12 protein-coding genes are annotated in these 13,630 nt (G+C 73.5%); 7 read left to right on the plus strand and 5 right to left on the minus strand.

Translation table 11 applies throughout. The features are described from left to right. The first annotated feature begins 150 nt into the window (after positions 1 to 150). On the plus strand, positions 151 to 348 hold the full coding sequence (locus tag ACWGJO_RS18685) for a hypothetical protein (protein ID WP_452185062.1): 198 nt from the start codon (positions 151 to 153) through the stop codon (positions 346 to 348). Here ACWGJO_RS18685 and ACWGJO_RS18690 read toward each other — a convergent pair. Then, complete coding sequence (locus ACWGJO_RS18690) at positions 345 to 533, minus strand: hypothetical protein (RefSeq protein ID WP_452185064.1); 189 nt, start codon at positions 531 to 533, stop codon at positions 345 to 347. The two genes, ACWGJO_RS18685 and ACWGJO_RS18690, sit on opposite strands and share 4 nt — an antisense overlap. A 235-nt stretch (positions 534 to 768) precedes the next feature. Further along, complete coding sequence (locus ACWGJO_RS18695) at positions 769 to 1,635, minus strand: TetR/AcrR family transcriptional regulator (RefSeq protein WP_452185065.1); 867 nt, start codon at positions 1,633 to 1,635, stop codon at positions 769 to 771. Positions 1,636 to 1,716: 81 nt separating this feature from the next. On the opposite strand from ACWGJO_RS18695, the gene ACWGJO_RS18700 reads away from it, so the two are divergent. The 3 genes from ACWGJO_RS18700 to ACWGJO_RS18710 all read left to right on the plus strand — a co-directional run bounded on the left by ACWGJO_RS18700 (position 1,717) and on the right by ACWGJO_RS18710 (position 7,525). Beyond that, on the plus strand, positions 1,717 to 2,568 hold the full coding sequence (locus tag ACWGJO_RS18700) for a siderophore-interacting protein (RefSeq protein WP_452185067.1): 852 nt from the start codon (positions 1,717 to 1,719) through the stop codon (positions 2,566 to 2,568). A 338-nt stretch (positions 2,569 to 2,906) separates the two neighbouring features. After that, positions 2,907 to 6,404 (plus strand): S8 family serine peptidase, encoded by a 3,498-nt coding sequence (locus ACWGJO_RS18705; protein WP_452185069.1) that lies wholly within the window; start codon positions 2,907 to 2,909, stop codon positions 6,402 to 6,404. A 152-nt stretch (positions 6,405 to 6,556) separates the two neighbouring features. Continuing rightward, positions 6,557 to 7,525, plus strand: a complete 969-nt coding sequence (locus tag ACWGJO_RS18710; protein ID WP_452185071.1) for an alpha/beta fold hydrolase — start codon at positions 6,557 to 6,559, stop codon at positions 7,523 to 7,525. Positions 7,526 to 7,555: 30 nt separating this feature from the next. Here ACWGJO_RS18710 and ACWGJO_RS18715 read toward each other — a convergent pair whose 3' ends face one another. From ACWGJO_RS18715 to ACWGJO_RS18725, 3 genes are all read right to left on the minus strand, one after another. Then, positions 7,556 to 8,980: a vWA domain-containing protein gene (locus tag ACWGJO_RS18715; protein ID WP_452185073.1), complete on the minus strand. Its 1,425-nt coding sequence runs from the start codon at positions 8,978 to 8,980 to the stop codon at positions 7,556 to 7,558. Beyond that, the gene (locus tag ACWGJO_RS18720; RefSeq protein ID WP_452185075.1) at positions 8,977 to 9,849 is read right to left on the minus strand and encodes an AAA family ATPase; all 873 of its coding nucleotides are present in this window, start codon (positions 9,847 to 9,849) and stop codon (positions 8,977 to 8,979) included. The genes ACWGJO_RS18715 and ACWGJO_RS18720 overlap by 4 nt, the downstream gene beginning before the upstream one ends. Positions 9,850 to 10,037: 188 nt before the next feature. Continuing rightward, positions 10,038 to 10,706 carry a Tat pathway signal sequence domain protein gene (locus ACWGJO_RS18725; RefSeq protein ID WP_380544167.1) on the minus strand — a complete coding sequence of 223 codons (669 nt, stop codon included), beginning with the start codon at positions 10,704 to 10,706 and terminating at the stop codon, positions 10,038 to 10,040. Between the two features lie 571 nt (positions 10,707 to 11,277). Between ACWGJO_RS18725 and ACWGJO_RS18730 the strand changes: the two genes are divergently transcribed. The 3 genes from ACWGJO_RS18730 to ACWGJO_RS18740 all read left to right on the plus strand — a co-directional run bounded on the left by ACWGJO_RS18730 (position 11,278) and on the right by ACWGJO_RS18740 (position 13,385). Next, entirely contained in the window at positions 11,278 to 12,006 is a 729-nt protein-coding gene (locus ACWGJO_RS18730; RefSeq protein ID WP_452185077.1) for a TetR/AcrR family transcriptional regulator, read from the plus strand. 189 nt (positions 12,007 to 12,195) lie between these two features. Further along, positions 12,196 to 12,852, plus strand: a complete 657-nt coding sequence (locus ACWGJO_RS18735; RefSeq protein WP_359900974.1) for a DUF6230 family protein — start codon at positions 12,196 to 12,198, stop codon at positions 12,850 to 12,852. 2 nt (positions 12,853 to 12,854) lie between these two features. Next, positions 12,855 to 13,385, plus strand: coding sequence for a DUF6114 domain-containing protein (locus tag ACWGJO_RS18740; RefSeq protein ID WP_452185079.1), 531 nt, complete (start codon positions 12,855 to 12,857; stop codon positions 13,383 to 13,385). Positions 13,386 to 13,630 lie beyond the last annotated feature (245 nt).

Raw genomic sequence — 13,630 nt, forward strand, 5'->3', positions numbered from 1 at the left:
CTGCTCCGTCCGGAGTTCTGCGGACGCGTGCGGAGCCCGAGGGGCCGCCCGGAGCCGTGCGGACCCGTGCGGAAGGGACGACTTTGGTGGCGCGGGTCCGCACCGAAAGTCGGACGTCCGGCGACCGGCCGCCTTCCTAGGCTCGGGGGCATGAAGACCCTGCTCGGCTGCCTCGGTTCGGTGTTGATCGTCGGCGGCGCCTCGGGCCTGTTGTCCACCTGGATCGAGGGCTTCCGGCTGTTCGGCTTCGTCCGGGTCCTGGTGCCGGCGGGCCACGAGATCGCCGGGTACGCCACCCTGGTGGTGCTCGGTGTCCTGCTGGCGCTCCCCGCCGCCCGGCACGGTTAGCGCGGCCGGTCCGGCAGTTCGCCGTGCGGCAGTTCCCCGGTCCAGCGGCGGCGCCACCAGGAGACGTGGCAGTTGACCAGGACCTTGCGCAGGTACGCCTCGGGACGGTCGGGGGCGATCCGCTCCCACTTGGGCCAGACCTTGGCCAGTGCGGTCTGCAGCCGGTCCTGTGTCGCGTCCCTCATCGTGCTGTCCCCGCCATGGTGCTCGTGCCGTTCCCGTTCGCTGCGGCGGCCTGGTCGGCCGCGGTGGTGGTCTCATTCTCACGGCTGCTGAACGCGATGGGTGACGGGGCGGGTTGCCTGCCTGCGGAAAGAAGTTATTTGGGCCGGCTCGGAGCGGCGATGCCCCGGGCGGCGGTACCCGAGCCCAGGGACCGCACCGCCCGTAACGGCCCGGTCCTCGGCTCCCCGGACCGCGTCACCGCGGATCCGTCGGGAGGCCCTCCGCCGCGATGCCGTCGAGCAGCACGGTGAGCCCGCTGCGGAAGGCCTCCAGGTGGCCGTCCTCCGGGGCGCCGCCTCCGCTCTGCAGGGCGACGAGCAGGGGGAAGCGTTCCGCGAAGTCCGGGGCGAGTTCGACCAGTCGGGCGGAGCGGCCGGCCCACCAGTCCTCGTCGGTGACGCCGGTCGCGGCGGCCGCGCCGCGCGCGTCGGCGGTGGTGGCGGCCAGGCCGCGGACGAACTGCCAGAGTGCGGCGACCGCCCCGCGCAGCCGTCGGGGAGCCGGCGCGGCCGGTCGCAGCGCGCGCAACAGCGCCTCCATCGCGGCGAGTTCGGCGGGGCCGAGCACCGGGCGGGCCTGCGAGACCTGGAGCACCCAGGGGTGGCGCAGGTAGCAGGCGTACAGGTTCTCGGCCCAGGCGGTGACGGCCCCCCTCCAGTCCTCGGCGGGAAAGGGGTCGTCCGGGAGTCCGTCGGGGAGTCCGGACGGGTATTCGGCGGGGCGCTCACCGGGGAGTTCGGAGGGGTATTCGGCTGGGCGTTCGGCCGGGCGTTCGACCGGGAGCTCGGCGAGCACCCGGTCGTGCATCAGGTCGAGCAGTTCGGCCTTGCCGGGCACGTAGGTGTAGAGCGCCATCGCGGTGCGGCCGAGCCGTTCGCCCACGGCGCGCATCGACAGTGCGGCCATGCCCCCGGCGTCGGCCACCGCGATTCCGGCCGACACGATCGCGTCCACGCTCAGGCCCGGCTTGGGGCCGCTGCGCCCGGTGCGCGGTTCCGCGGGCGCACCCCAGAGCAGGGCGAGCGAGCGATGGGCGTCGCCCTGTCCGGCGTAGACGGTCATCCGACATCTCCTTATGGCGTAAAGTATCGCCCCTGCGGCAACTCTTTATGCCGTAAGGTTACCAATCGAAGGGGTTTCGCGATGACATTGCCCGTCACCTTCGTCGAGGTCGTCGAGGTCCGCCGGATCACGCCGCGCACCGCCCGGATCACCTTCGCCGCCGAGGAACTGCCCGACGCCGTCGGTACCGCCCCCGACCAGCAGCTCAAGCTCTGCTTCCCCCGCCCCGGCCAGCGCGAGCCGGTACTGCCCGCCCGGCAGGACGACCCGACGGGCTGGTACCGGGCCTACCTGGCGATCCCCGAGGAGCGGCGCCCGCTGCTGCGCGGTTTCACCCTGCGCGGCCGGCGCCCCGGCACCCGGCTGGTCGAGATCGACTTCGTGCTGCACGGCGACACCGGGCCGGCCGCCGCCTGGGCGCTGCGGGCCGCGCCGGGGGACCGGCTCGGGATGGTCGGCCCCTCCGCGCTGTACGCCCCGGCGGTCCCGTTCGCCGAGGCCGCAGCGGCGGCCGACTGGGTGCTGCTGGCCGGTGACGAGACCGCGCTGCCGGCGCTCGCGACGCTGGTCGGAGCGCTGCCCGCCGGGGTGCCGGCGGTGGCGTACGTCGAGGTCGCGGACGAGGCCGAGCGGCAGCCGCTGGAGGGGCCGGAGGGCCTCGTCGTGCACTGGCTGCACCGGGACGGCGCCGCCCCGGGCGCCGTGCTGACCGGGGCCGTCCGGTCCGCCGAGCTGCCGCCGGGCCGGCCGTTCGCCTGGCTGGCCGGCGAGGCGGGGGCGGTCCGGGCGCTGCGCCGCCACCTGGTCGAGGAGCGCGGGGTGCCGAAGGCGTCCGTCGACTTCACCGGCTACTGGCGCCACCGGCTGACCCAGGACGACGCGCCGACCGCCGAGGACCTGGCGGACGCTCAGGAGCGGCTGGCCGGGTACTGACCGGGACGGGCCGGACGGGTCGGACGGCGGGTGGGCCGGACGGGCCGGACGGCGGGTGGGCGGCGGTCTCGGCAGGAGCCGGACGCGCCGGTTCGCCGGGCAGGTCGTTTCGCCGGGCGGTGGCGCGGGAAGGGACTCGCCACCGCCCGTCTCGTGATGGAGTCGCTCCGGGGCCGGTAAGGGCCGATCGGCTGAAAGATGATGATTCGGCCCGATTTCCTCCGCGAATTTTACTGATTGATGGTCAACTTTACTTTCTGATGGGGATTTACCCCCTTGTCGTGATCCTCTCAGGTGCGTTGGAATGCGTCAGCTATCCATCTGACGAGAGGATTTATATGATCGGCTGGCGGAAAACCCAGCTGGCGGCGGCCGTCACGGTCACCGCCGCGTCGATGGTCCTGAGCCTCGGGACCATGGCGAGCGCGGCCCCGGCCCCCGACCCGCAGAACGCCCAGGCGGCGTCCGCGGACGGGGCCCCGGTGCCGGTGATCGTGATTCTGAAGGACCAGATCGCGGACGCCCCGGCCGACCACGGCCACCTCGGCGCCCGGCAGCAGAAGACCGCCGACGCGCAGGCGCCGCTGCTGAAGAAGGTCAAGGCGGCCGGCGGCACCGACATCAAGAGCTTCGTGGTCGGCAACGCCTTCTCGGCCACGGTCAGCCCCGCTCTGCGCGCCCAGCTCCAGGCGGACCCGGCCGTCTCCACCGTGGTGGCCGACGCCCAGGTCCAGGTCGCCCCGGCGGCCGCCGGAAAGGCGAAGGCGGCCAAGGACGCGGCCGCCGCCGGCGCCAAGGCGCCCAAGGCCGATGCCGCTCCGCAGGCCGTTTCGGGCAGTAACGGCCAGGGGGCGGAGGAGAACGCGACCAACACGGTCTGCCCCTCCGACCCGAGCAAGCCGCTGCTGGAGCCCGAGGGCCTCTACTCGACCCGGGCCGTCACCGGCAACGGCAAGCCCGGCGTGGAGGACCTGGCCACCGGCAAGGGCGTCAAGGTCGCCTACATCGCCGACGGCCTCGACCCCAACAACCCGGACTTCATCCGGGCCGACGGCTCGCACGCCGTGGTCGACTACCAGGACTTCGCAGGCGACGGCTGGGACGCGCCGACCGGTGCGGCCGAGGCCTTCGGCGACGCCTCGGCGGTCATCGCCCAGGGCCGCCAGGTCTACGACGTCTCCAAGTTCGTGAACTCCTCGCACCCGCTCCCGGCCGGCTGCAACATCCGCATCCGCGGCCTCGCCCCGGACGCCGACCTGGTCGCGCTGAAGGCCGGCGGCGAGATGATGTCCAACTCCTCGATCCTGCAGTCGATCGACTACGCGGTGCGGGTCGCCCACGTCGACGTGCTGAACGAGTCCTTCGGCGGCAACGTCACCCCGGACAGCGGCGCGCACGACACCATCTCGCTCTTCAACGAGCAGGCCGTCAAGGCCGGTGTCACCGTCGCCGTCTCCAGCGGTGACGCCGGCATCAGCGGCACGGTCGGCACCCCGGCCACCGACCCGTCCGTGATCGCGGTCGGCGCCTCCACCGACAACCAGAACTACCAGCAGACCGGTTACGCGGCCTCCCAGTTCTCCAACAGGACCTGGAGCAACAGCCGGATCTCCGCGCTCTCCTCGGGCGGCTTCACCCAGGCCGGCCGGACCGTCGACCTGGTCGCCCCGGGCGAGTCGGACTGGGCGCTGTGCACGCCCGACACCAGCAAGTACACCGACTGCACGGGCTACAACGGCCAGCCCTCGCCGATCCAGCCGTTCGGCGGCACCAGCCAGTCGGCCCCGTTCGTCACCGGCGCCGCGGCCCTGGTCATCCAGGCCTACCGCGACACCCACGGCGGCGACTCGCCCGCCCCGGCGCTGGTGAAGAAGTTCCTCACCGGCACCGCCACCGACCTCGGCGTGCCGGCCGAGGAGCAGGGCGCCGGCCTGCTGAACGTCCGCGCCGCCGTCGAGGCCGCCCGCGGCTACGACGACGGGGACGGCACCGACGGCGCGAAGACCGTCGTGGTCAACACCGGCCAGGTCGACATCGCCGGCGCCCCGGGCTCGACCCACACCGCCGACGTGTCCGTCACCAACACCAGTGACACCACCCAGACGGTGAGCGCCGCGACCCGCAGCTTCGCCCCGCAGTCGGGCAACCAGCAGACCGTCCAGCTGGACCCGTCCTCGAAGGACACCTTCAAGTACGCGACCAACGGCGCGGACTGGGTGCAGAAGCAGGTCAAGTTCACCGTCCCGGCCGGCGCCGACCGCCTCGCGGCCTCGATCGCCTGGCAGGGCGCGCCCAACCCGGTCACCAACGGACCGGTGGTCCGCATGACGCTGCTCGACCCCTCGGGCCGCTTCGAGACCAACACCCGTCCGCAGGGCGGCGCCACCCCGGCGAACTTCGGCCTGGTGGACGTTCCGCACCCGGTGGCCGGCGAGTGGACCGCGATCCTCTACACCCCGGCCGGCAAGGCCGGCTACAGCGGCGCCGTCCAGCTGGGCACCGCCACCCAGCGCGCGGTGCCGGCCGGCACCGTGAGCCCGAACACCACCGACCTGAAGCCGGGCCAGACCAAGACCCTCAAGGTCCAGCTCACCACCCCGGCCACCAGCGGTGACTCCAGCGAGGCCGTCCTGGTCTCCAGCTCCAACGGCAACACCACCAGCGTCCCGGTCGTGCTGCGCAGCCTCGTCCCGGTCAACCAGGGCAAGGGCGCCTTCACCGGCACCATCACCGGTGGAAACGGCCGCAGCGCCTCGCCGACCCAGAGCTTCGCGTACGCCTTCGACGTCCCGAAGGGCCAGAAGGACCTGCGGGTCGGCGTGACCGTCGGCAAGGACCCGAAGCTGCTCATGCAGGGCGCGCTGATCAGCCCGAACGGCACCCCGGTCGACATCGAGGGCAACGGGCAGTTCGACGCCCAGGGCAACCTGGCCGGCACCGGCAACGGCGTCTCGGCCACGGCCGTCAACCCGGCCGCCGGCCGCTGGCGGTTCGTCCTGAACGTGCTCGGCCCGGTCAGCGGCCAGGAGCTCGCCCAGGACTTCACCGGCACCGTCGCGTTCAACCAGAACCAGGCCACCGCGGCCGGTCTGCCGAACGACGCCCGCACCAAGCTGGCGGCCGGCAAGCCGGTCACCGTCCAGGTGAACTACACCAACAACACCGTCGCGACCCAGCGGATCGCGGCCGACGGCCGGCTGGACCGCCGGGTCGACCTGGCGCTGGTGCCGCAGGGCGCCTCGGCGACCGTCAGCCTGCCGCTGAGCCTGAGCTCCGCGGTGCCGTCCTTCCTGGTGCCCCCGGGCACCGACCGGCTCAAGGCCGTGGCGGCGTCCTCGACGCCGGCGCAGATCGAGCTGAGCGCCACCACCGGCTCACCGGACCTGTTCGGCGACCTGAAGAAGGCCCAGGACGGCTCGACCGTCTCGGTGGTCACCGACAACGGCACCGCCGAGCAGCCGGTCGTCCCCGGCACCTGGGGCACCTTCGTCCAGCAGATCGGCCCGTTCGGCAGCGGCTCCGCGCCCGCCGGCACCTCCACCATCACGGCCACCGCGCACACCCAGGCCTTCGACCCGGCGCTGACCTCCAGCACCGGTGACCCGTACGCCGCCTCGGTGAACGCCTCGGCCGCGGCCGCCACCCCGGTGACCGTCGCCCCCGGCGCCACCGGCTCGCTCCAGGTGACGCTGACCCCGACCGGCCCGAAGGGCAGCACCGTCAAGGGCGTGCTGTACCTGGTGTCCGGCCCGACCGGCGTGGCCACCGCCAACAACGTCCTGAACACCACCGGTTCGGTGCTCGCGGCGATCCCGTACAGCTACACCGTGAACTGACGTCACGTCAGCCTCTTCAAGGCCGAGGCCGTCCCGGGGTTCCGGGGCGGCCTCGGCCGCTTCCACCGCCCGGAGCCGGCGGGGTTCCGGGGACGGTCGGCTGGGCAGGGTCGGAAGTGACGGCATGTCTTCACCGGATGGGGAGTGGCGAGTTGAACGACGCGATCAAGCACGGCGAGATCGAGGTGAACGGCGTCCGGCTGCACTACGCGGAACAGGGCGAAGGTCCGCTGGTCCTGCTGCTGCACGGCTTTCCGGAGAGCTGGTACTCCTGGCGCCACCAGTTCGCGCCGCTCGCCGAGGCCGGCTACCGGGTCGTCGCGCCGGACCAGCGCGGATTCGCCCGCAGCGACCGGCCCGAGCGGGTGGACCAGTACACCCTGCTGCACCTGGTCGGCGACGTGACGGCGCTGATCGGCGCGCTCGGCGAGGAACGGGCGGTCGTGGTCGGGCACGACTGGGGCGCGCCGGTGGCCTGGGCCACCGCGGCGCTGCGGCCGGACCTGGTGCGCGCGGTGGCCGGGCTGAGCGTGCCGCCGCTGCCGGTGGGCGGGCCGCCGCCGCTGGAGGCCGCCCGGGCGGCCTTCGGCGAGGGCTACTACCAGGTCTACTTCCAGGAGCCCGGCCGGGCGGACACCGAACTGGCCGCGGACGTCCGGACCAGCCTGCGCCGCATCCTGTCCGCGAAGTCGCCGGACGGCACGCCGCGCGTGTGGATCGTCCCCGAGGGCCAGGGACTGCTGGATAGCCTCCCGGAGCCGGAACACCTGCCGGACTGGCTCACCGAGGCGGACCTCGACGCCTTCGAGGCCGACTACGCCCCGCACGGCGAGAAGGCCTTCACCGGCGGACTCAACTGGTACCGCAACCTCGACCGCAACGCCGAACTGCTGGCCGCCTTCACCGGGGTGACGGTCGACGTGCCCGCACTCTTCGTGGTGGGGGAGCAGGACCTCGTCAACGCGATGGTCCCGCGCGCGGTGCTGGACCACCTGCTGAGCCGGGTGCCCAGGCTGCACGGGCACGTCCGGCTGCCGGAGACCGGGCACTGGACGCAGCAGGAGCGCCCGGCCGAGGTCAACGCGGCGCTGCTGGACTTCCTGGCGCACCTGGACAAGTAGACCCGGCGCCCCCGCACCGTCGGACCGGCGTCAGACCGGCAGCAGGCGGGCGATCAGCTCGCCGAGGCGGCGGGCGTTGCGGCAGGAGTGCATCTCCACCACGCCCGCGTACACGAGGGCGGCGGAGTCGCCGGTCGGCCAGAGCGAGGGCTGCTCGGGGTTGAGCCAGAACACCCGGCGGGCCCGGCCGGCGATCCGGCGCAGCGCGTCCGGGTCGGGGTCGCGCCGGTTGTTCCTGGCGTCGCCGAGGACCAGCACGCAGGTGCGCGGGCCGACGGCGTCCAGGTGCCGCTCGGCGAACTCGCCGAGCGCGGCGCCGTAGTCGCTGTTGCCGTGGTAGCCCGTCACTTTGGCCTCGGCGAGGATCCGCGCGGCCAGGCGGGCCGGGTCGTCGCCGCCGCGCAGCAGACCGGTCACCTCGGCGGTGCGGTTGACGAACGCGAACACCCGGACCTTGCTGAACTGTTCGCTCATCGCCTGCACCAGCAGCATGGTGAAGTCGGCGAAGCCCGCCACCGAGCCGGAGACGTCGCACAGCAGCACCAGCTCCGGGCGGGCCGGGCGGCGCAGCCGGTACGCGGGGCGCAGCGGTACCCCGCCGGTGCTCAGCGAGCGGCGCAGGGTGCGGCGCAGGTCGATCTCGCCGCGGGCGGCGCGGCGGCGCCGGGCGGCCAGCCGGGTGGCCAGCTTGCGGGCCAAGGGGTGGACGGTGCGGCGCAGTTCGGCGAGCTGGTCGCGTCCCGCGTAGAGGAAGTCGACCAGGTCGGCGGTGGGGGCGACGGCGCGTTCGGCGATCCGCTCGGGGCCGCGCAGCTCGGCGACCCGGCGGCGGGCCTCGCCCGCGGCCAGGGCGCGGAAGTCCTGGATGCGGCGGCGGATCTCGTCGGCGAGCACCAGGTCGGAGAGGTCCGGGGCGCTCCGCCGCTCGCGCAGGGCGGCCAGGACGCGGGCGAGCAGCGTCTCGGGGGCGAGCCGGCCGAGCGCCTGCTGGGCGGACCAGCCGTCCGAGCCCGGCGTGCCGCCGGCGCCGTACCGGCCGAAGGCCTCCACCACCTCGCCGGCCAGCCGGGCCTGGGCGGCGCGGTCGTCGTCGGCCAGCGCGGCGGCCAGGCGTTCGCGCAGCTGCTCGCGCAGCGGGTCGGGGCGGCCGAAGCGCGGCGGCTCGGGGTCGTCGGGGACGGGCGGAGGGTCGGCCCGGACGGCCTCCGGGGTGCCGACACCGAGGGGGAAGAACAGGTCGAAGGTGGCGTCGAAGACGCCCCGCTGGCCCTCCGAGCGCAGCAGGGCGGCGGCCACACCGGCCCGCATCTGCTCGCGGTCGGCGAAACCGAGGACCTCCAGCACGGCGGCGGCGTCCACCGTCTCGGCCGGGCCGATCCGCAGGCCGTGCCCGCGCAGGGCGCGGACCAGGCCGGTGAGGCGGGCGGCGGTGTCGGCCCGCGGGGGCGTCGTCACGCGAGGGTGAGCTTCTGGGTGGCCTTGCGGACGTCGTCCTGGTGCTTGAGGATCACCCCGAGGGTCTCCCGGACGACCGTCCCGTCGAGGGTGTCGGCGCCGAGGGCGAGCAGGGTGCGGGCCCAGTCGATGGTCTCGGCGACGGACGGCGCCTTGCGCAGCTCCATCGCGCGCAGCGCGCCGACGACCCGGACCAGCGACTCGGCCAGCGTCCCGTCCAGGCCGGGCACCTTGAGGCGGACGATCCGGCGCTCCAATTCGGCCTCGGGGTAGTCGAGGTGGAGGAAGAGGCAGCGGCGGCGCAGGGCCTCGGAGAGCTCGCGGGTGGCGTTCGAGGTGAGCAGGACGAAGGGGCGGCGGGTGGCGGTGATGGTGCCGAGCTCGGGGACGGTGACCTGGAAGTCGCTGAGCACCTCCAGCAGCAGCGCCTCCACCTCGACGTCGGCCTTGTCCATCTCGTCGATCAGCAGCACCGTCGGCTCCTCGCCGCGGATCGCGGTGAGCAGCGGGCGGGTGAGCAGGAACTCCTCGCCGAAGATGTCGGTGCGGGCCTCCTGCCAGCCCTCGTCGCGGCCGGCGGTGATCCGCAGCAGCTGCTTGGCGTGGTTCCACTCGTAGAGCGCGCGGGCCTCGTCGATGCCCTCGTAGCACTGGAGGCGGACCAGTCGGGCGTGGCCGATCGCGGCCACCGCCTTGGCGAGTTCGGTCTTGCCGACCCCGGCCGGGCCCTCGACCAGCAGCGGCTTGCCGAGCCGGTCGGCGAGGAAGACGGTGGTGGCCACGGCGGTGGAGGCCAGGTAGCCGGTGGCGGCCAGCTGTTCGGCGGCGTCCGCCACCGAGGTGAAGAAACCCGTGCCGTTGTCGCTCATCCGCTCGCCCCGTTCCGGTTCGCCGTCTCCGTGCGGCGCCACCCTACCGGCCGGTCACTTCGCTGTCTCGGGGGTGGGCGTCCGGGGCCGGGGGGGGCGTGCCGGGGGAGCGGTCGGCGCGGCGGCGCACGGCCCGGTGAGGGTGCCGTACGCCGCCGCCGTCGGGATGGGCCGGGAGGGCCCTGGCGTCAGTTGACGAAGAGGGCCGGGCTGCCGGCGACCGAGGTGTCGAGGACCGGGCCGTAGGTGGCGCTGAAGTAGCCGGTCGCGAAGCACAGGCTCGGCCCGGAGGCCAGGGCGAACGGCTGGCCGGTGAAGCCGATGGTGTTGCCGGTGTTGGAGGTGGTGCCGTTGATCCCGGTGGTGTTCTGGTAGTTGCAGCTGATGCTGCCCAGGATGGTGTTGAGCACCACGGTGGTGCCCATCACGCCGGCCGCGCCGGGGGTGAGCTTGACCGGGTTGCCGGGGCCGTCGCTGACGGTGTTGGTGAACGGCAGGCTGGTGACCGTGACGCTCTTGACGCCGGTGACACCGATGACGTTGGAGGTGCAGGAGCCGAAGGTCTGGGTGTTGAGCTGCTCGGTGGCGCTGCCCGGCGCGGCCGGGTTGGAGGTCACCGTCGCCGAGAAGGAGGAGGCGGCACACTTGACGCCGGTCGTCCCGGTGGCGCTGTTGTAGAAGGTCGCGGAGGTGCCGGAGACCAGGTTGGCGGTCAGTACGTCGCCGACGGCGACGGCCGGGCCGGTCGGGCTGCCGGTGGTCAGGACCGCGCCGGCGGCCTGGGCCGGGGCGACGGCCGCGCCGGTGAGGGCGAGTGCGGCGAGGGCGGCGGTGGCGAGGGTGCGGCTGATGCGCATGAGGGTGCCTCTCTCCGTCCGACGGACGGGTGGGGGAATCCCCGCGTGCGGGTGTGGTGGTGTGCACGACGGGGGAGGTGCATGGCGTACCGGAGTGCTTCGTACCGGTGGTTCGGCGCCGGTGGCCCGGTGCCGGGGCAACGTCCCGCGGGCTTCGGCACCGGCCGGCGTGCGGGCGGGCCCGGCGCCACGGGCCCGCCCGCTCGGTACGGCGGTGCGGACGTACGCAAGGGTGGGCGTACGGCGGTGCGGTGGTACGGCATTGCGGTGGCACGGTCCTGCGGTGGTGGTGCGGCGTTGCGGTGGCACGGTCGTGCGTACGGACGGCGGCGTGGAACACCAACGGCACCGCGCCGTTCGGTCGGGGACGTGCGGTGCCGTGGGGCACGTAGACGGCTGCCGCCGTCGCGCCCCGTCTCCGCCGTGGTCCCGTGGCCCGGGCGTTCGTCCGGGCTCCCCGGAGCCCCCGGAGGTCCGGCCGGTGGGGGCCTGCTGGCCCACCGGTTGGAAACCTGTCAGTGTTGTAAACCCGGTGTTCCGTCAATGTCAATACAGGACACAGGAGTTGGTGATGGATCGGAAGAACCTCCGTGGAGCCGACGTGGTCCTGCTGCCGGGCGCCCGGACCGGCCGCGATCCGGCCCGCTCGATCAAGCCCGGGCCGCGCCGGCTGCCCGCCGGCGTGGTCGCCGCGACCCAGCGCGAGCGGCTGCTGGACGGCCTGGTGCGGACCGTCGCCGAGCGCGGCTACCAGCACGCGACGATCAGCGACATCTGCCGCGCGGCGGGCGTGACCAGGCCGGTCTTCTACGAGCTGTTCAGCGGCAAGGAGGACGCCTTCCTGGCCGCGCACCGGCACGGCACCGGTGTGGTGATCCGGCGGATGGCGGCGGCCTTCACGGCCGAATCCGACTGGTGCCGGGGCATCCGGAAGGCGCTCGGCGCGATGCTCCAACTTCTCGCCGGAACACCGGCGTTCGCCACGATGGCGGTGATCGAGGTCGAAGCGGTCGGCCCGGCCGGCCGACGTGAGCGGGCCCAACTGCTGACCAGGTTCCGGGCGTTCTTCGAGGATGTGCCCCAACTGCCGGGCGGGGTCGATTCGAAGGAGATGGTGGACTCGGTGGTGGGCGGCGTCTACAGCGCGATCTACCGGTGGATCGACTCCGGCCGGACCGAGCAACTGATGGAACTGCTGCCGGTGTTGAGCATGTTCTGTCTGTCGCCGTTCCTCGGCCCGGCGGAAGCGGCCGAGAGGATGGGGGTGCGGGACTGGCCGAAGCGGGTCGCCGATTGGTGAAGATCCCTTCGTGCACCCGTATTGACCCGGCCAATACCGGGCAGTAGCTTCCCAGTTACTTACCGCGTGCTGACCGGACCCGCCCCGCTGCCGAGGGGCGGACGGCCCGGTCGCGCCCGGGGAACGCTGTCCGCGCCGGGACAACGTGCCAAGTGCCTGCAGACCCATCCACCCACAGGGAGCACACACATGGCCATGTCCGAGGACGCCGCCACGGCGGCCGAGACCCCGCAGACGCCGAGCGGGCCGAGAAGAGGACGGGTCCGGCTGAAGCGCACCGCCCTGATGGCCGTCCCGGCCGTCGCCGCCGGGGGCGTCCTGATGGCGCTCACCGCCCAGGGCGTGCTCGCCGCCCAGTTCTCCATCTCCGGAATGCCGTTCACCATCACCGCGGACAAGCTGGACGGCGAGGGCTTCGCCCAGTTCGGCGCGCTTGACTCGATGATCCCCGACAGCCCCAACGCCGGCTCCACCGGCGGTCAGGTGCTGGTCGCGGTGTCGGCGATCAAGAAGGCCGAGATCACCAACCTGTGCCAGAGCGTCGACCTCGGCGGCATCAACCTGGTGATCCACGCGGGCGACGGCGGCACCCCCGTCACCGCCTCCGACCTCACCACCGACTCCGACCTGCTCTCCGGCGACGCGGAGTTCAAGAACATCGAGATCGGCGGCGACGCCAGCACCTACACCAAGGCCGGCCCGGTCGGCAAGGGCGGCGCCGGTGTCTTCGGCCAGCAGGCCGACCACGTCACCCTGACCCACCTGAACCAGCACAACTACGCGAGCACCGCCGTCGGGTTCAAGCTGCCCAACCTGCGGCTGAGCTTCAGCTCCACGGGCTGCTGACCATGACGGAGTCCGTACCGGAGCCGGCCGGCACCGGCGAGGGCACCGCGGCACGGGCCGAGGGGGTGGCCGCCGAGGGGACGGCGGCCGCGCCCGCCCAGGCCGCGGCGTCCACCGCCGCCGAGCCGACCGCGCGCCCGACCAAGCGCGACTGGCGGGGCAAGCGACCGTTCTGGGGCGGGCTGCTGGTGACGCTCGGCGGCGCCGAGATCCTGTTCACCCTGAAGGCCCCGCTGCCCGTCATCCTGCACATCGGGATGCAGGGGCTGGCCGGGTACCTGGTGCCGGCGGTGATGATGCTGTGCGGCCTGCTGATCCTGTTCAATCCGGCGCAGCGGCTGTTCTACTCCATCCTCGCCGTGCTGGCCTCGCTGGCCAGCTGGCTCACCTCCAACCTGGGCGGCTTCGTGATCGGGATGCTGCTCGGAGTGGTCGGCGCCTGTCTCACCTTCGGGTGGCTGCCCGAACAGCCGCTGCGCCAGGGCCGGCAGCGGCGGCTGGAGCGCCGGGAGACGCACCGGGCAGGGGTCTGACGACGGCGGTGCCCCGGGTCCTGGTGGTGGGAGAGCACCGGGGCGTGGGGCACCCGCCCGTCGCACCCGTTCCTTCGCGGCCGTCCTGCCGCGCGTGTCCTTCGGCGGCTGTCCTTCCGGGGCCGCCCTTCCGGGGCCGTACCGGCCCATCCGGGCGGTCCGGCCCGTGGTGGCCGAAAACCGTCCCGGTCCACACGTACCAACGCAAGGGGTCGATGGTCCCGGGTTCCTCCGGGGCGATCGGC

Source organism: Kitasatospora sp. NPDC054795, from assembly GCF_053611565.1.

Excerpts from the sequence above, each read along its gene's own strand:
- ACWGJO_RS18740 (WP_452185079.1), top strand. The coding sequence starts at position 12,855 with ATGACGGAGTCCGTACCGGAGCCGGCCGGCACCGGCGAGGGCACCGCG.
- ACWGJO_RS18695 (WP_452185065.1), bottom strand. The coding sequence starts at position 1,635 with ATGACCGTCTACGCCGGACAGGGCGACGCCCATCGCTCGCTCGCCCTG.
- ACWGJO_RS18685 (WP_452185062.1), top strand. The coding sequence starts at position 151 with ATGAAGACCCTGCTCGGCTGCCTCGGTTCGGTGTTGATCGTCGGCGGC.
- ACWGJO_RS18735 (WP_359900974.1), top strand. The coding sequence starts at position 12,196 with ATGGCCATGTCCGAGGACGCCGCCACGGCGGCCGAGACCCCGCAGACG.
- ACWGJO_RS18705 (WP_452185069.1), top strand. The coding sequence starts at position 2,907 with ATGATCGGCTGGCGGAAAACCCAGCTGGCGGCGGCCGTCACGGTCACC.
- ACWGJO_RS18690 (WP_452185064.1), bottom strand. The coding sequence starts at position 533 with ATGAGGGACGCGACACAGGACCGGCTGCAGACCGCACTGGCCAAGGTC.
- ACWGJO_RS18725 (WP_380544167.1), bottom strand. The coding sequence starts at position 10,706 with ATGCGCATCAGCCGCACCCTCGCCACCGCCGCCCTCGCCGCACTCGCC.
- ACWGJO_RS18720 (WP_452185075.1), bottom strand. The coding sequence starts at position 9,849 with ATGAGCGACAACGGCACGGGTTTCTTCACCTCGGTGGCGGACGCCGCC.
- ACWGJO_RS18700 (WP_452185067.1), top strand. The coding sequence starts at position 1,717 with ATGACATTGCCCGTCACCTTCGTCGAGGTCGTCGAGGTCCGCCGGATC.
- ACWGJO_RS18730 (WP_452185077.1), top strand. The coding sequence starts at position 11,278 with ATGGATCGGAAGAACCTCCGTGGAGCCGACGTGGTCCTGCTGCCGGGC.